Annotated in this window: 12 protein-coding genes; 7 read left to right on the top strand and 5 right to left on the bottom strand. The window is 33.4% G+C overall.

Going from position 1 to position 19,134, the window contains the following annotated elements:
* Positions 1 to 28 precede the first annotated feature (28 nt).
* From IEV63_RS02525 to IEV63_RS02510, 4 genes are all read right to left on the bottom strand, one after another.
* Positions 29 to 1,027: an ABC transporter ATP-binding protein gene (locus IEV63_RS02525; protein WP_188405179.1), complete on the bottom strand. Its 999-nt coding sequence runs from the start codon at positions 1,025 to 1,027 to the stop codon at positions 29 to 31.
* The gene (locus IEV63_RS02520) at positions 1,020 to 2,675 is read right to left on the bottom strand and encodes an ABC transporter permease (RefSeq protein WP_188405178.1); all 1,656 of its coding nucleotides are present in this window, start codon (positions 2,673 to 2,675) and stop codon (positions 1,020 to 1,022) included. Before IEV63_RS02520 ends, IEV63_RS02525 begins: the two co-directional genes overlap by 8 nt.
* A complete protein-coding gene (locus tag IEV63_RS02515; RefSeq protein WP_188405177.1) occupies positions 2,656 to 3,696 on the bottom strand; it encodes a Fe(3+) ABC transporter substrate-binding protein in 1,041 nt (346 codons plus the stop codon). The genes IEV63_RS02520 and IEV63_RS02515 overlap by 20 nt, the downstream gene beginning before the upstream one ends.
* Before the next feature lie 73 nt (positions 3,697 to 3,769).
* Positions 3,770 to 4,111 (bottom strand): DoxX family protein, encoded by a 342-nt coding sequence (locus IEV63_RS02510; RefSeq protein WP_188405176.1) that lies wholly within the window; start codon positions 4,109 to 4,111, stop codon positions 3,770 to 3,772.
* 202 nt (positions 4,112 to 4,313) lie between these two features.
* On the opposite strand from IEV63_RS02510, the gene IEV63_RS02505 reads away from it, so the two are divergent.
* From IEV63_RS02505 to IEV63_RS02495, 3 genes are read left to right on the top strand one after another with little or no spacing between them, the layout of a single operon-like run.
* Positions 4,314 to 5,030, top strand: coding sequence for a DUF481 domain-containing protein (locus tag IEV63_RS02505; protein ID WP_229737156.1), 717 nt, complete (start codon positions 4,314 to 4,316; stop codon positions 5,028 to 5,030).
* Positions 5,031 to 5,063: 33 nt separating this feature from the next.
* Positions 5,064 to 5,843 carry a PhzF family phenazine biosynthesis protein gene (locus tag IEV63_RS02500; RefSeq protein ID WP_188405174.1) on the top strand — a complete coding sequence of 260 codons (780 nt, stop codon included), beginning with the start codon at positions 5,064 to 5,066 and terminating at the stop codon, positions 5,841 to 5,843.
* Between the two features lie 27 nt (positions 5,844 to 5,870).
* A complete protein-coding gene (locus IEV63_RS02495; protein WP_188405173.1) occupies positions 5,871 to 6,098 on the top strand; it encodes a putative signal transducing protein in 228 nt (75 codons plus the stop codon).
* A 73-nt stretch (positions 6,099 to 6,171) separates the two neighbouring features.
* On the opposite strand, the gene rpsA is transcribed toward IEV63_RS02495, so the two are convergent.
* Positions 6,172 to 8,001, bottom strand: coding sequence for a 30S ribosomal protein S1 (rpsA, locus tag IEV63_RS02490; protein WP_188405172.1), 1,830 nt, complete (start codon positions 7,999 to 8,001; stop codon positions 6,172 to 6,174).
* Positions 8,002 to 8,407: 406 nt separating this feature from the next.
* On the opposite strand from rpsA, the gene IEV63_RS02485 reads away from it, so the two are divergent.
* The 4 genes from IEV63_RS02485 to idi all read left to right on the top strand — a co-directional run bounded on the left by IEV63_RS02485 (position 8,408) and on the right by idi (position 19,130).
* The gene (locus tag IEV63_RS02485; RefSeq protein WP_188405171.1) at positions 8,408 to 15,211 is read left to right on the top strand and encodes a T9SS type B sorting domain-containing protein; all 6,804 of its coding nucleotides are present in this window, start codon (positions 8,408 to 8,410) and stop codon (positions 15,209 to 15,211) included.
* Positions 15,212 to 15,217: 6 nt separating this feature from the next.
* A complete protein-coding gene (locus IEV63_RS02480) occupies positions 15,218 to 16,159 on the top strand; it encodes a PorP/SprF family type IX secretion system membrane protein (protein ID WP_188405170.1) in 942 nt (313 codons plus the stop codon).
* A 28-nt stretch (positions 16,160 to 16,187) separates the two neighbouring features.
* Positions 16,188 to 18,515, top strand: coding sequence for an OmpA family protein (locus tag IEV63_RS02475; protein WP_188405169.1), 2,328 nt, complete (start codon positions 16,188 to 16,190; stop codon positions 18,513 to 18,515).
* A gap of 81 nt (positions 18,516 to 18,596) precedes the next feature.
* The gene (gene idi / locus IEV63_RS02470; protein ID WP_188405168.1) at positions 18,597 to 19,130 is read left to right on the top strand and encodes an isopentenyl-diphosphate Delta-isomerase; all 534 of its coding nucleotides are present in this window, start codon (positions 18,597 to 18,599) and stop codon (positions 19,128 to 19,130) included.
* The last annotated feature ends 4 nt before the right edge of the window (positions 19,131 to 19,134 follow it).

Here is a 19,134-nt window from a genome sequence, read left to right as displayed (position 1 = left end):
GCGGAAAGGTAGGAAAAGAAACTAAAATTTATTCATCGAAAGCCAATATATCATTCGAGTTAAAACCTATTTTCAACTCGTCTCCCAAAACAGCTTCGTTGGTAACTACACTTAAATTTTCGCCATTATCGAGTTTTAAAAGCAACTGCGAATGTGTTCCTAAAAAAGTTCTTTTAATAATTTTAGCGGTAGTAACAAACTCGCAGTCTGAAACATTAATGCTAATATTTTCATTGCGAATTGCATGGCAGCAATCTTCCTTTAAAGGACATCGAAATGCATTTTTTAAACCTTTATTTAATTGAACGGTATTACCAAACAAAGATGCTACATAAATAGATTGTGGTTTATGGTATAATTTTGAAGCTTCGTCTTTTTGAACCAACTTCCCGTTCTGAAGTATTAAAATTTCGTCGGCTACTGCTAATGCGTCTTGTGTGTCGTGGGTAACAAAAATAGCTGTAACTCCTGTTTTTTTAATAATATTGAAAATTTCATTTCGCAGTTGTGTACGCATCATAGCGTCTAAATTACTAAAAGGTTCATCTAAAATTAACAACGAAGGTTCTGGAGCTAAAGCACGAGCTAAAGCTACGCGCTGTTGTTGGCCACCAGATAACTCGTGAGCATAACGCTCTTTATATTCTTTTAAACCCACTAAAGCTAAAACTTCTTCCGCCCGTTGCTTTTTGTCCTTTCGTTTTGCTAAACCATACATTACGTTTTCTAATACATTTAAATGCGGAAATAAAGCATATTCCTGAAACACCATGCCTATGTTTCGTTTTTCTGGCACCAAAACTTTTTTAATGGAAGAAACTTCTTTGCCTTTAATTATAATTTTGCCTTGATCTGGGTTTTCTAAACCTGCTATTAAACGAATTAGTGTAGTTTTTCCGCTTCCACTCTCGCCAACAACTGCACAAATATCGCCCTGATTTACGTAAAAATCTACTTGATCTATTGCTTGTGCCTTACCGCCATCAAAACTTTTAGACAAATTTTTTATTTCTAGAATTTTATTCATTCTTCAAAAGTAATTTATTCAGAAAAATTACAGGGATTAAAGCTGTTAATATAATGCATAACGATGGAATTGCTGCTTGCATAACCATCTCGTCACTTGCAAACTCGTATGCCTTAACCGCCAACGTGTTTACATGATAAGGTTTAAGTATAAGTGTTAAAGGCAGTTCTTTTAAAGTATCGATAAAAACTAAAATAAACGCACTTAGCATTCCTGCGCGAATTAATGGAAATTCAATTTTATAGAAGGTTTTAAAGTTTCCCATTCCCAAAATTTTTGAAGAATCGGGTATAGAATTATTCACTTTTAGTGAAGAAGATTCGAGTGGCTGATATGCCACAGCTAAAAAACGAACCACATAAGCATAAACCAAGGCAATTAAAGTACCATTGATAAGAAATTGTGTAATCAAACCTTGATTTATAAGCCATTTATCAATTAACAACGTAGGCATCATAATTCCTATAGCTACAACCGCTCCAGGTATTGCATAACCCAAAACGCCTAATTTAGAAGCATTTTTAATGAATGTAATTTTATTCCACTTCGAGAAATAGAGCAAAACCAAGGCAAATAATACAGTAAAAAATGCAGTGATAAAGGCAATTCCAAAACTTTGTAAAGAAAGCCAAAATAAGGATGGGTTTAATACTTGTGTAAAAGTTTTAAAAGCCCAAATTAACAATTGCCAAACAGGAACAAAAAAACCTAAAACCACAGGAATTAAAACTGTAAAGCAAATAAGAAACTGTTGCCATTTTGGTAAAATAATTTTTTTATTAGGTTTTGTATTAGCAGATTTTATAGACGAATATTGAATTTTTCTGCGTTGCCATTTTTCAATTAAAATTAAACCAAAAACTAAAATAAGTAATAGTGCTGATAAGTAAATAGCAGTTTCGGGTTCTTCTAACGAAAACCACGAACGAAAAATACCAGTGGTAAAAGTGTTTACTCCAAAATATTTAGCAGCTCCATAATCGTTTAAAACTTCCATAAGCACCAAGACCAAACCAGCAACTACAGCGGGTCTAGCTAAAGGAATAATTAATTTAACAAAAGATTTCCGCTCGCTAACACCCAATAAACGGGAAGCTTCTAATAAACTAATTGCTTGATTTAAAAAAAATGCTCTGGCGCTTACATACACATATGGAAAGAGCGAAATGCTTAGGACAAATGCCAAGCCAAACACATTCATAATATCGAGTTTAGCGTTGGCAATTTCAAAAACTTCAAAAAAACTTGCGTATATACCACCATAATCAAAAAAGCCAGCATAAGCGTAAGCTACTATATAGCTAGGTATGGCAAGTGGAATAATAAGTAACCATTCTAAAGCTTTACGAAATGGAAAATGGTAACGTGTAACTAGCCAAGCAGAACTTACACCAAAAAGTATGGTAATTATACTACAAAGAATGGCTAGGTAAAATGAATTCTTTAAATAACTGGGCAACAAATAATCTGAAATATGTAACCAACTTTGTCCTGGGCCATCAAAGAGTTTAATTCCGATTGTAAAAACAGGAACAGCAATAATTAATAAAATAAACAAGGTGGCAAAAGACCACCTGTTTATATCGCGTTTTAACTTAAAAAAGCTTTCTAATAAAGAATTAATATGCTTACTTCCAGCCTGCTTCATCAAACAATATTACAGCTTTCTTATTAAGCTCTCCCAACTTACTCAGGTTAAGCTGGTCTTCTTTAAAACTTCCCCAAGATTTTAATACTTCAGCATTTTCTACATTCGGATTTACAGGATATTCATAATTAGAAGAAGCAAATATTTTTTGTGATTTTTCGCTTAACAAATAGGTTATAAATTGAATCGCAGCTTCCTGATTAGGTGCATATTTTGCAACTCCTATTCCACTTACATTAATATGTGTGCCCCGGTCTTCTTGATTGGGAAAAAAAACTTCAACTGATTGAGCAGCATCTAATTCAGCTTGATCTTTAGAATTTAACATTTTTCCAATATAATAGGTATTTACAATGGCTAAATCGGCTTCTCCTCCTGCAACTGCTTTTACTTGGTCTCGGTCGTTGCCTTTTGGACTACGAGCCATATTGTTTACTAAGGCTTCAGCCCACATTTTTGCAGCATCTTCCCCATCATTTGCAATAATGGAAGCCATTAAAGATTGGTTATAGATATTTGAAGAGCTTCTTACCACAATTTTATTTTTCCATTTTTCATCTACCAAATTTTCGTAAGAAGAAAGCTCCATAGGGTCTACTCTATCTTTTGCATAAACAATTACCCTTGCTCTTTTGGTTAAACCAAACCAATAGTTTTCTTTATCTTTTAAATGTGAAGGAACAATAGAATCGATTTTAGAATTTGTGATGGGTTGAAGCAAATTTTTTGCTTTAGCACGATGCAACCGACCAGCATCAACTGTTATTAATACATCAGCGGGAGATTGTTCTCCTTCTAAAACCATTTTTTGAATTAACTCATCTGCACTTGCATTAATTACATTTACTTTAATGCCTGATTCTTCTTCAAAAGCTTTAAATAATTCTTGATCAGATTCGTAATGCCGATGTGTATAAACATTTATTTCTTTTAAAGTTGATGCATCCTTAGTCGATTTTTTATCATTTTCACAAGAAAAAAAGGCAACTATAACTAACAATAAGTATAAGGTATTTTTCATATTTAAAATTTTATGGCAAATATAAGGAGATAAAGCTTATTTAGATTTAATTTTAATAAAGAATTCGTAGAATTTATAATTTCTGTATACTTAAGAAAAGGATGTACGTATTTACTAGCAAAAAAATAAAAGATGGCAACGACTGCCAAAATGGATCTTTAATATAAATTCTGGTACCAAAGCCCAATAACATTAATAAACTTAGGCCAGCAGCAGAAATAATTAATAACGGAAGATACAACAGACCAAGAAGTAAACCCATCCCACCTATTATTTCTAAACTGCCTGTCAATATTCTAAACTGAGTTAAACCGTAACGTTTAAATTCATTTTTCATAGTTTCAGTAGTTAAGGATCGGTAACCGTATAACAGGAAAGAAATAGCCGAAAAAAGCACTAAAGCAGATAATGTCATTAATTTTTGAAGCAAAGAAAATGATTAAAGATGAAGTCTTTGCGTCTTTTATAGAAAGTTTTGGATTGATTATTAAAAACACCTTGTATTTTAAATTTGGTTTCTACATTTGTAAGCCTTTTTAAAATAGATTGAAGAACTAATTATTTATTAATATATGAAATTGCACTTTCTATTTCTATTTTTAGTTCCATATTTTGCAATGGCACAAATTAACGAAAGCGACACCTTAAATGTAAAAGCTAGTCTTTCTTTAACGGGTTTATATCAGGGTGGAAATGTAGAAACTATAATTTTTAGAGCAAAATCAGATTTTAGTGCCAAACTTTGGAAAAACTGGGTATACAAAAACCAAAATTCGTATGTATATCAAGCATTCAACAAAGAAAAAGCAGACGAAGATATTTTAAGTCTTAACTTTTTATACCTCAACCCAAATCGAAAAATTTATCCTTTTGTTTTGGGTTTTGCGAGCACGAATTATCGCCGCGAAATAAATCTGCGGTATTTAATAGGAACAGGAGTAACTTTTCAAGTTTTGAATAAAAATAAAAATTGGCTTAAATTATCCATCTCGGGTGAATATGAAAATACAGATTACGACCAAGCCATATTTAATTATGATACATTCAACGGAAACGAATCTATAAATACATTTCGGGGTACAATTTGGATGAATGGCAAATACCATGTTTTTAAAGACAAAATTATAGTAAACCATGAAATTTACGTACAACCTTCTTTAGAACAAGAAAAAAATTACCGCTGGCAAGGCGATATTGGGGTAGAGTTTCCTATATGGAAATATTTGAATTTCAAAATTAACTACCGACATACATTTGAAAGTTTAGTTATTCTTAATCAAGAGCAAGATGACCGATTTCTAACTTTTGGTTTTACCTTAAAATCATTTGAATAAAGCAAATAAAAGCCTAAATTATAAACTAAAAGTATGAAACTAAAAATATATCAAATAGATGCTTTTACCCAACAGGTTTTTGGCGGAAATCCTGCAGCAGTAATCCCGCTAGACAACTGGCTAGATGATCTTGTTTTACAACAAATTGCAACAGAAAATAACCTATCGGAAACTGCGTTTTTTGTTATGAAGAAAGAATTTATAGAACTACGCTGGTTTACTCCTGTAGCTGAAGTAAACTTATGTGGTCATGCTACATTAGCTGCGGGTTTTGTAATATTTGAAGAATTAAAATGGAGTACTGAAGTTATTTCGTTTTCAACCAAAAGTGGATTACTTCATGTACGAAAAAGAAAAAATACATTCGAATTAAATTTTCCAGTTGATGCCATTGAAGAAATAGATAAAAAAACTTACAACAACCTATTTAACCAAGAACCTACTGAAGTTTGGCATGGAAAAGAAGACTTATTATTTCTGTTTAAATCTGAAAAAGAAGTAAGAAGTTTAAAACCCAACCTACATAAAATTAGTCAAGTTCCATATCGTGGTGTTATTGCAACATCAATAGGTGAGAATGTAGATTTTGTTTCTCGCTTTTTTACACCACAACTTGGCATTAATGAAGATGCGGTTACGGGCTCAGCTCATACCACGCTAACTCCATTTTGGTCTAAAAAATTAAATAAAAATAATTTTAATGCTAAACAAATTTCTAAACGTGGTGGCGACTTAATTTGTTGGCTTAACAAAAATAAGGTTCATATTTCTGGCCATGCCATATGCTATTTAAAAGGAGAAATTGTAATTTAGTTGATTAAGAAAAATAACACATTAATTATGGACGAATCAAACTACGAAAAAATATATGCTGGTGGGGAAACAGATAGCCTAGCAGTAAAAGACGCTTTACATCAAAATGATATTAAATTTATCGAAAAAAACAATATAGAATCGGGTTTACGAGCTGGTTTTTACGGTGGCACAAAAGGAGTTGAAATTTATGTTACTGAAGAAAATGCTTCAAAGGCTAAGGAAATTATCAATCAAATTTTTGATAATCAATAAAAGATTATTAACTATACAATAAAAAAACTCCGATTTTCATCGGAGCTTTTTGTTTATAAGACGTAAAGAAAGATTATTTCCCTTCCATTTTATCTTTTAAAGCTTGAAGTTCTGCATTAGCATCACCTAAAGTGGTTTTTTGCTGATCTTCTTTAGCTTTCTTAGCAGCATTTTTAACAATTTTCTGCTCTTCTTCTCTATATACAGAAGTGTGAGAAGCAACAACTCGCTTAAATTCTTTATTGAATTCAATTACAATAAACTCTGCTTCTTCACCTTTTCCTAATTTAGTTCCGTCTTCTTTTTCTAAGTGACGTGTAGGAATAAATGCTGTTACATCTTCATTAAAGTCGATTGTTGCACCTTTATCTACCATTTCAGTAATAGCAGCAGTATGTTTCGTACCTACTGCAAATTCAGTAGCGTATTTATCCCATGGGTTTGTTTCTGTTTGTTTGTGTCCAAGGCTTAATTTTCTACCTTCAACATCTAACTCTAAAACAACAACTTCAAGGTTATCTCCTACTTTACAGAATTCTGATGGATGCTTAATTTTCTTTGTCCAAGACAAGTCTGAGATATAAATTAAACCATCGATACCTTCTTCAAGCTCAACAAAAACGCCAAAATTAGTAAAGTTTCTAACTTCACCTTTGTGTTTAGAACCAACAGGATATTTAGAGGTAATATCAGTCCAAGGATCTGGAGTTAATTGTTTAATACCAAGCGACATTTTGCGCTCTTCTCTATCTAAAGTCAAAATTTTAGCTTTCACTTTATCTCCAACTTTAACGAAATCTTGCGCTGAACGTAAGTGAGTACTCCAAGACATTTCAGAAACGTGAATTAAACCTTCAACACCTTCTTCAACTTCAATAAATGCACCATAATCTGCAATTACAGTAACAACACCTTCTACTTCATCGCCTTCTTTTAGGCTTTCGTTAAGTGCTTCCCATGGATGCTTGCTTAATTGTTTTAATCCAAGTTGAATTCTAGTTTTGTCTTCGTCGAAATCTAAAATAACAACATTTAAGGTTTGATCTAATTCAACTACTTCATTTGGATGATTAATTCTAGACCAAGATAAATCGGTAATGTGGATTAATCCATCTACACCGCCTAAGTCTACAAAAACTCCATAAGAAGTTATGTTTTTAACTACACCTTCTAAAACTTGACCTTTTTCTAATTGACCAATAATTTCTTTTTTCTGTTCTTCGATATCAGCTTCAATAAGTGCTTTATGCGAAACCACAACGTTTTTAAATTCGTGATTAATTTTCACTACTTTAAATTCCATTGTTTTACCTACATAAGCATCGTAGTCTCGAATTGGTTTCACATCAATTTGCGAACCGGGTAAGAAAGCTTCAATACCAAAAACGTCTACAATCATACCACCTTTGGTTCTGCATTTTACAAGACCATTTACAATAGTACCATCGGCTTGTGCATCGTTAACACGTTCCCAAGCCTTAATTACTCTTGCTTTACGGTGTGATAAAATTAACTGTCCTTCTTCGTCTTCTCTTACATCAATTAAAACATCTACTTTATCGCCTACCTTTAAATCTGGGTTATAACGAAACTCATTTAAAGAGATAACACCTTCACTTTTAGCATTAATATCGATAATTGCATCTTGGTCAGTTAGGTTAACAACTTCACCTTTAACAACTTCATTATTAAGTGTTTCAACAAAATTCTCTTCAACTAATTTTTCAAATTCAGATAATTTATCGTCTTCAACTTCTTCGATACCTTCTTCGTAACGATGCCAATTAAAGTTTGATAAAAATTCTTCTGGGTTTTGTTGTTGCTCAGACGGAGCTACTTTTGGAGATTGATTTTCTTTGCTTTCAACTTCTTGTTGTTCAGCTTTTTTTGTTTCTTCAGCCATTGAAGATTAATTTTTGTATCCTACACATCTTGGAAAAATTAAGTAAAAAACGCATAGAAGATGTTTCTTTTCTATTTAATTGTCCTTCAAGCTTTTCCTTTGTTACACTTAAGGGACTGCAAAATTAGTTTTATTCTATTTAATAAACAAATATAACTTCTTGTTTTTTAGCACCTAATCCTATAAACCGTATAAACAAGCAAAACTCACCTTTTTATTAAACTTATTTTTGCAAAAAAAATAGTAATGTGTAATGCTATTGCTACAAATCACATATTAAATTAAATATAAATGTTTAATTTTCAATATTTTAATTTAAATAAATTAAGTATTAATATTTACAAAATTTTTTGCTAATTTGCGATTTAATTTATTTTTAATAAAAAGTAATAGCAACTAACAAAAAATGAAAAATCTACATATACTTTTATTTCTCATCCTTACTTTTTTAAGTTTCCAGAATTATAGCTATTCACAGTCTCCTTTAGAGATTTTCTTAGAAACTTTAAATACAGACACTTCAGCGATTGCAGGAAGAGTGTATTTAGATAGTAACGGAAATGGAACGCAAGATATAGGCGAACCTGGAATTGAAGACGTCACTATGTTAATTATAAATAGCAATAACACTGGGCAATTTGCTACTACTAACCAAGATGGAGATTGGTTAATAAATGTAATTCCAGGTACTACTCAAATATTTGCAGCTATAAATAGTCTTCCTGTTGGGGTTATTCAAACAGAAGGCACCAACCCTACTATAATTAATGTTCCTGAACCAAGTAGCGAAGAAGACCCACCAACTATTAATATAGGAAGTTACGGTTTTTTCTTAGTTGGAAATTTACAAGGAAAATTATATTTAGATGTTAATGGAAATGGAACACAAGATATAGATGAACCTGGTATTGAAGACGTGGAGATATTTCTTACTGATCAATTCGGGACTGTGCAGAGTGTTGTTACAAATGAACTTGGTGAATGGGAGTTTCAAATCGGTGCTGGTGAAGTTATTTCCGAGATTAACCAAAACGACCCCAACTTTCCAACAGGTGCTTTTCAAACGGAAGGAACCGACCCAACTACTACAACAATAAACCCAGGAGAAACTGTGTTTTCTGAAAATGATGGTTTTTTTGATGCTGGTATTATAGATGGTACATTGTATTTAGACGCGAATGGAAATGGCTCTCAGGACCCTGATGAGCAAGGCATAGCCAATGTTGATGTAGAAATTGAAACAAGCTTAAACACAATAATAATAGTTACTACAGATGCAAATGGAAATTGGTCTGTAACAACTGCAGTTGGAAACACAACTGTAAATATAGACGAAACTCAAACAAATTTCCCAACGGGCGCAGATCAAACACAAGGAACTAATCCTACTATTTACGATATTGAAACCGGCTTAACTTACCAACAAACTGACGGATTTTATGAATCAGGTAACTTAGAAGGAAGGGTTTATTTAGACGAAAATGCAAACGGAATACAAGATGCAACCGAACCGGGTATTGAAAACGCATCTATAGAAATTCTTAAAAGTACTGGCGAAACTGAAATTGTTACAAGTAATGTAGATGGCGATTGGTCCCTAGAAGTACCTATTGGAGAAACTACATCTACCATCGATACTTCTTCTCCTAATTTCCCTACTCTTTTTATTCAAACTGAAGGAACAAATCCTACAACTAATACTATTTTAACTAACCAAACCACTAGCGAATTCGATGGTTTTGTAGAAGCAGCTGAAATTAGCGGAACAGTATATGAAGATGCCAACAATAATGGAAATCAAGATCCCGAAGAAAATGGATTTAACGGAATCCAAATTTTAATTGAAGATGAATTTGGTAATACGCAAATTATAACTACAAATGCTGACGGAAGTTGGACAGCTTTAGTACTTGCTGGAAATACTACTATAAGCATAGATGAGAATCAACCCAATTTTCCAGATAATGCCATACTTACCGAAGGTAGTAACCCCGAATCAATACTTACGCTTCAAGGAGAAACATACACTGCTAATTTTGGCTATTTTATCTTAGATGAAGAAACTGCTGAAATTAATGGAAATATATATTTAGACAGCAATGGTAATGGAGCACAAGACGTTGGAGAAGCAGGAATAGCAAATGTTGAAGTTGAAATTACAGATGCTAGTAACATCCCTTTTATTGTTGAGACTGATGCTAATGGTAATTTTACTGCAATTGTTACAATCGATTTTACAGGCGAAGTTACTTATGCTATCAATGAAAATGACCCAGATTTTCCTATTGGCGCTATACAAACCGAAGGAACAAACCCAACAAATGTTGTTGTATCTGAAGGCATTTCAAATTTTGTAGGAAATAATGGTTATTTTGTTCCCGATCCAAATGACGAAGGCAGCTTAAATGCAAGAGTCTACTTAGATGCAAATGCTAACGGCATACAAGACACTGGTGAAGTAGGCATAGCAAACATCGATATTTTTATAACAGACAACTTTGGAAACACACAAATTATCGTAACTAACGTAGATGGAGACTTCTCTGTTACTGTCCCAGCCGGGAATATAACTTACGAAATCGATGAAAATGATCCTGATTTTCCAGTAGATGCAATCCAAACAGAAGGAAACAATCCAACTACTGTTTTTGTAGCTCCAGATACGGATACTTTTGGAGGTAATAATGGATACTTTATTCCAGACCCTAATCTAATAGCAAACTTGGAAGTTCATTTATATGTAGATGAAAATGGAGATGGAACACAACAACCTACCGAGACAAATTTACCTAATGTAGACATTCAAATTGAAGACATTTTTGGAAACATTCAAGTAATCGAAAGTGATGCAAATGGAAATATAAATACTGCAATAATTGCAGGAGATTTGACCTACACAATAGATGAAAGTGATCCAGACTTTCCTATTGGCGCCATACAAACCGAAGGAACAAATCCAACAAGCCTATTTGCAGCTCCAAACACCAATACCTTTGGAGGAGATAATGGTTTTTTTACTCCAGACGAAAACATACAGGCTATACTAAATATACATTTGTATGTAGATGAAAACGGAAATGGTAGTCAAGAACCATCGGAAGCAAACTTACCTGATGTGGAAGTAGAATTTGTAGATTCATTTGGAAACACTCAGGTAATTGAAACAAATGCAAATGGGGATATTTCAACAAGCTTAATTTCAGGAGATATAACTTACGAAATTAATGAAAATGACCCTGACTTTCCAGTTGATGCCATTCAAACAGAAGGCACAAATCCAACTTCTCTATTTCTTCCACCTAATACCAATACCTTTGGTGGAAACAATGGATTTTTTATTCCAGACCCAGCTAATATAGGTACTTTAAGTGTTCATCTTTATTTCGATGAAAATGGAAATGGTAGCCAACAAGCTACTGAACCTAATATGCCAAATGTAGGAGTTGAAATTACAGACTTATTTGGAAATACTCAACTCGTCGAAACGGATGCTAATGGAGATTTCTCTATCAATGTAGTGGCTGGAAATGTTGCTTACGAAATTGATGTAAACGACCCTGATTTTCCTACTGGAGCAATTCAAACAGAAGGCACAAACCCAACCCTGGTCTTTGTAGCTGCAAACACCACCACATTTGGCGGTAACAATGGGTTTTTCGACTTTTCGGATAGTGAAGATGAAGGGGTAGTAAATGGCTTAGTATATTTAGATGGAAATGGAAATGGAACTCAAGATGCAGGAGAAAATGGTATTGAAAATATTGAAATAATTTTAGAAGATGTAAATGGGAATATTACTAGTGTTTTTACAAATATCAATGGTAGTTTTGAAAGTTTAATCACAGAAGGGAATGCAATTATAACAATAAATGAAGATGACCCTGATTTTCCTACTGGAGCAATTCAAACGGAAGGCATAAACCCAACCAATGTTTTAATTAGCGCTGGTAATACAATAAATTCAGGTAATTACGGTTATTTTTTACCTGATCAAAACATCACTACAACCGTATCAACACATTTATATGTAGACGAAAATGGAAACGGGAGTCAAGATATAGATGAAGATGATCTAGCTGATATTGATGTTATTTTCACAGATACGTTTGGAAATACTCAAACCATCACATCAAATGCTAATGGAGATGCACAAGCTACTGTTCCAACTGGCAATGTAACTGTCTTAATCGATGAAGATGATCCTGAATTTCCAGAAAACGCCATCCAAACCGAAGGAGTAAATCCAAACACAATTATAGCTTTAACTAATCAAGATAATTTTGAAGGAAACAATGGTTTCTTTGTACCTAATAATGAAGATGAAACTATCCTGAGTGCTCATTTATATCTAGACGAAAATGGAAATGGAACACAAGATATTAACGAAGCTAATCTAGAAAATGTAGCTGTCGAAGTTATTGATAACGCAGGTACAATTCAAAACATCTTTACAGATGCAAATGGAAATATTAGCTTGGTAGTCGCTGTAGGTAACTTAACCTATACAATTGACGAAGACGATCCTAATATTCCTGAAAATGCAATTCAAACCGAAGGCACTAATCCTACTACTTTAGTGGCTGTTGCTAATCAAAATAATTTTGGGGGTGATAATGGCTTTTTTGTACCTAATGAACAAACAAGCACTAATGTGCTTATGAATGTGTATTTAGACCAAAATGGAAATGGCACGCAAGACAACAACGAACCTAATTTACCAAATATAGATGTTAACTTCTCAGATAGTTTGGGCAACAACACAGTACTAACTACTAATGTAAATGGTGAAATTAATACTGTACTTTTAGCTGGTGAAATCACCTATTTAATCGATGAAAATGATGCTGATTTTCCAGCAGATGCAATACAAACGGAAGGTACTAATCCTACTACTTTCATAGCATTAACTGGTCAAGTTAACCAAGGCGGAAGCAATGGCTATTTTGTACCCGATAGTAATGAAGAAGCTATTTTTAGTACTCACGTGTATTTAGATGAAAATGGAAATGGAACACAAGACGATAACGAACCAGACTTAGAAAATGTTGAAATTAATATTCAAGATTTTTTAGGAAACTCGATAGATGTATTTACTGATAGTAATGGAAATATTACTTTACCTGTACAAGCAGGAGAAGTTACTTACACCATTAACGAAAACAGTGGTGGAATACCAGCAGATGCAGTTCAAACGGAAGGTACTAATCCAACCACAATTAATACCGTTGCTGGAGAAAATAATTTTGGTGGAAACAATGGCTATTTTGTGCCAGAACCTTCTGTAGGCAATGTCTTTGTTATTACACATCTTTATTTTGATGAAAATGGAAACGGAGATCAAGACGACGAAGAACCTGATATGGAAAATGTGGAAGTATTTATTTCTACACCAAGTGGTTTTCAAAGTTTCTTTTCCGATGGAAATGGAAATGTAATTGCTGAAGTTCCAGCTGGAGAAATTACAATCAACATCAACGAGCTTGACCCGAACTTCCCAATTGGGGCCATTCAAACAGAAGGCACAAATCCAAGTACTTTTAATGTAAATGAAGGAGTAACTTTATTTGCTGGAAACAATGGCTTCTTTATACCAGAAAATGAAGATCCAACTACACTTTCAGGCCATTTATATCTAGATGAAAATGGAAATGGTACCCAAGAAAATAACGAACCTAATTTACCGAATATTGATGTAATTATTACAGAAAGTGATGGAAGCCAACAAACAGTCGAAACTAATCCTAACGGAGATTTTATAGCTAATGTGGCCGCTGGAAATACAACCTACTTAATTGATGAAGACGATATAGACTTTCCTACAAATGCAGTACAAACAGAAGGAACTAATCCAACTATCGTTAACGCACTTGAAGGAGAAGAAAACTTTGGTGGTAATAATGGTTATTTTGTGCCAGAACCATCAGAAGGAAATGCTTTTATTATTACACATCTTTACTTTGATGAAAATGGCAATGGAAATCAAGATAATGGAGAACCAAACATGATTGATGTTGAAGTATTCGTAACCGATAATAATGCTACTTTAAGCTATTTCTCAGATGTAAATGGAAACATAATAGCAGAAGTTGAAGCGGGCGAAATCACAATTAACATCAACGAACTAGATCCTAACTTCCCTACTGGGGCGGAACAGACCGAAGGCACAAACCCTACTACTATAAATGTAAATGAAGGTGTGACTTTTTATGTTGGAGATAATGGATTTTTCGTAACCAATGATTTAAATACAACTATATTCGGGCATTTATACCTAGATGAAAATGCTAATGGAACACAAGATAATAACGAACCCAATCTTGTAAATGTTAATATAATAATTACCGATAGTAACGGAAATGAGCAAAATATACTCACCAATCCTAATGGTGATTTTGTTACAAATATTGAGCCTGGAAATGTTACATATTTAATCGATGAAACAAGTCCTAACTTCCCAACGGGAGCAATCCAAACAGAAGGAACCAATCCAACTACATTAGAAGCTTTACAAGCAGAAAATAACTTTGGTGGCAATAATGGTTTCTTCTTGCTTACAGGAGTAATTGATGCTTCTGTATTTGGTCACCTATACCAAGATTTGGATGGAAACGGAACACAGGATGTAGAAGAACCAAATCTTGACAATATTGAAGTTGAAATCATTGATCAAGCTGGAACTATCTACACCTTGTTTACAGATAATAATGGTAATTTTGAAACTGAACTTGCATCAGGTTTTGCTTTAATTACAATTAATGAAAACGATCCAGATTTCCCAATTGGTGCCATACAAACTGAAGGCAATAATCCAACTTCTATTCTATTACCAGTTAATGCAAATACAGACGCTGGAAACTTTGGCTTTTTTACTGAAGATAATGGTGGCGGTACTGATGGTCCAGATGAAGATGGCATAGAAGTATTTAACGCAGTTTCTGCCGACCAAGATGGAAGAAATGACTACTTTAGAATCGAAGGTCTTTCTCTTTTTCCAAACAACAATGTTAAAATATACGACCGATCTGGTGTTAAGGTTTATGAAACTAAAAACTACGGTTTTGGCGGAAATGTATTTAGAGGAATTAGTGAAGGAAGAATAAGTATTCAAAAAAACAAAAGGCTTCCGACTGGAACCTACTTCTATTTATTAGAATATGAAAATGAAGATGGAAAACAAAAAAGAAAACAAGGTTACTTGTATCTAAACTAATCAAGCATGCAAAACTCAAAGCATATATTTTACTATTTAATAATAGTTTTTATAACTAATTTGTTCGGTCCTTTCCAATTAAAGGCTCAGCAAGACCCGAACTTTACACAATACATGTATAACACCATGACCATAAATCCTGCTTATGCTGGTACCCGAGATGTATGGAGCACAGGCTTGTTGTTTAGATCGCAATGGACAGGAATAGATGGAGCTCCAGCAACGGCTACTTTTTCTACACATTCTCCCCTAAAAGACGGAACTATGGGATTGGGACTTAACATTATTCACGACCAAATAGGACCATCTAAAGACACCTACGTAAATGCTAATTATAGCTACATACTACAATTGGATCGATTTACAAAATTTAGCATGGGAATTAGTGGTGGTGCGCATTTTAGAGATATTAATTTTAATGAATTGAACATTTTTGATCCGACTGACCCCAACTTCGAAAATATCAGAAGTCAAATTTCTCCACAAGTTGGTATTGGTTTCCAATTATATAGCGAAAAGTTTTATGTAGGTTTAAGCTCACCTTTTTTGCTTAGAACACAACATTTTGATGATGGAGGAAATCAAAGTTCGAGAATTAGAGACGAAATACATTACTACTTAACCGCTGGTTATGTATTCGATTTATCACGAAATACACAATTTAAACCTTCGATTTTAACGAGAGCTGTTCAAGGAGCAGCTTTGCGTTTCGATTTTTCTGCTAACTTTCTTTTTTATGAAAAATTTACCCTTGGTGCAGCATATCGACTAGATGCTTCTATTAGCGCAATGACTGCCATACAAGCAACAGATGCACTAATGCTTGGTTTTGCTTACGATTATGATACCACTGAATTTACAGAGTTCGGAAATGTAAGTTTTGAAGTATTTTTACGCTACGAATTGTTTAAACGCTACAAAAAAATGTATACACCACGGTTCTTTTAAAAAAACAGTGGAAAATTAAAACGAAAAAATGAAAAATTATACATACATCATATACCTAATACTGTTTTTGGGAATTTTTCAAAACCATGCTACTGCTCAAGTAGATCTTCTTGAAGAAGCAGACAAAAAATTTGAGCGCTTTGCTTTTATAGATGCACAAAATATATATTTAGAAGTAGCTAAAGCCGGATATAAATCAGAAAATCTATTTAAAAAACTTGGAGACTCCTATTATTTTAATGGCGATTTAACTAATGCTGAGAAATGGTATACAGAATTATTTCAACTAGATGCTAACCTAACTGAAGAATATTATTACAGATATGCACAAGCTTTAAGAAGTGTCCAAAAATATACTGAAGCCGATCAGCTTATGATTCAGTATGATGAGATGACAGAAAGTGATGATTCTAGAGTAACACGTATTAAAAAAGAAAAAAACTACTTAGAACTAATCGAATTACAATCTGGTAAATTTGAGATTGATACCTTAAACATCAATTCTGATTTATCTGAATTTGCACCAACACTTCTAGATAGTACACTCGTTTTTGCATCTAACCGCGAAAAATCTTCAGCAGTAAAAAGAGTGCATGAATGGAATAATCAACCTTACTTAGATTTATACCAAGTAGAACTTGACGATGATTATAAACCAAAAGGAAATCCTAAGATTTTTTCGGAAGAACTAACTACTAAATTTCACGAAGCTTCGGCAACTTTCTCAAAAAATGGAAGAACAGTATACTTTACCCGTAACAACTTTAGTAATAACAAATACGGTGAGAGCGAAGATGGAATTAACTATTTAAAAATATATAAATCTAAATTCGATCCATTTGAAAAACTATGGTCCAAACCTATAGAACTTCCTTTTAATAGTAATGAATTTACATGTGCTCACCCTAGCTTAAGCCCTGATGAAAAGCAATTGTATTTTGCATCAGATATGCCTGGAAGTATAGGCATGTCTGATATTTACGTAGTTGATATTTTAGGAGAAGATACTTACAGCGAGCCGAGAAATCTTGGAAATGAAATAAATACAGAAGGAAAAGAAACCTTCCCATTTGTTAGTAATGATGGGCTCTTATTTTTTTCATCTAATGGGCACGTAGGTCTTGGCGGATTAGATGTTTTTGTATCCGTAATTTATTCTGAAAAAGAATATGGAGAAGTTTTTAACTTAGGTAAACCAATTAACACTTCCTTAGACGATTTTAGTTTTATTATCAATTCTGAAAAACAAACTGGCTTTTTTGCTTCTAATCGTAGCAAAAACAATACAATTGGGGCAGATAATATTTACAGATTTAAACAAAATGAAGATTTAATTACCGAGTGTAAACAATATTTAAGTGGTATTATTTCTAAAGTAGATGAACAAACTAAAATACCTGATGTAAAAGTTGATTTGTACGATGAAGAACTTAACTTTATTGAATCTACACAAACTAACATCGATGGCAAATATACATTCTCAGTAGAATGTGATAAACGTTACGTAGTCCGGGTTTCTAAAGAAGGGTATTTAACATTTGAAGACCTAATTAGAGCTGGCGGCACTTATGAAGATTCATTTCAGCAAAATCTTCAACTTCAGGAAGGAGACGATTTAGGAGTTACTCAAGCTGGAAAAGGAGACGATTTGAGTGACTTACTTCAATTAGACCCTATTTATTTCGACTTAGATAAAGCTAACATTCGTACAGATGCAGAAGTTGAACTTCAAAAAGTAATTGCAGTATTAAAAGCTTATCCAAAAATGAAAATTGATGTTCGCTCGCATACCGATAGCCGAGCTGGAGATGCTTATAACAAAATTCTTTCCGATAAACGTGCAAAATCTACAGTAGCCTACATAGTTAATAAAGGTATCGCTGCAAACAGAATCTCAGGAAAAGGATACGGAGAGACGCAACTTGTAAATAATTGTAGTAATGGTATTGATTGTACCGAAGAAGAACATGCGCTGAACCGAAGAAGCGAGTTTATAATTTTAAATGAAAACGAAACGCCGGTCGAAGTTCGTAAAAGCATAGCTGACAAAACTAAACTCGTTGCCAATGCTAAAAAAACTGAAAAACAAGTTACTACAACAAAAGACCTCTACGATTTTAATGCTGCAACACCAAAGGAAATTTACACCGTACAAATTGGTGCATTTGGTGTTATGTCTGATGTAAATTTTGATGCACCCAATGTTTTTAGCCATGCGTTTAACGATGGTTATAAACGCTATTTTTCTGGAGTTTTTAATACAAGAGCAGAAGCTGACCAGCACAAAATACAACTTCGTAAAAATGGAATTGAAGGTGCGTTTGTAGTAATCTTAAAAGGAGAAGAACGCTTCTAAATTTATAAGAAATTGATAAATTATTCATAAATGGAGTTCAGTGTAAGTAAGTAGTTTTTTCTTTGTGAGAAAACTATTAGAATGCCCAGAGAACAAGAAGAAAAAGTAATTTTAGTGAATAGAAAAGACGAAGTTTTGGGTTTAATGCCTAAGATGGAAGCCCACGAAAAAGCAAAACTACACCGCGCTTTTTCAGTATTTATATATAATGATAAAAACGAATTAATGCTGCAACAACGAGCATTAAGCAAATATCACACACCAGGCTTATGGACGAATACATGTTGCAGCCATCAAAGACTTGGCGAGACTAACATAGAAGCTGGAAAACGAAGATTACAAGAAGAAATGGGCTTTACAACCAATCTGCAAGAAACCATTTCTTTTATATATGAAGCACCTTTCGAAAATGGATTAACCGAACATGAGTACGACTACATATTAGTTGGAAAATACAATGATGATCCAAATCCAAATCCAGATGAAGTAGCCAACTGGAAATGGATAAGCTTAGAAGACGTTAAAAAAGACATTAAAGAAAATCCTAACTTATACACTGCATGGTTTAAAATAATTTTTGAAAAACACTACGAAAACATGCTAAGCAAAAAATAAAACT

Origin of the sequence: Psychroflexus salis (genome assembly GCF_014640175.1) — a bacterium.
GTDB classification, from domain to species: domain Bacteria; phylum Bacteroidota; class Bacteroidia; order Flavobacteriales; family Flavobacteriaceae; genus Psychroflexus; species Psychroflexus salis.
Note: the sequence above shows the minus strand (reverse complement) of the source record. Positions and strands in the feature narration are given on the sequence as shown.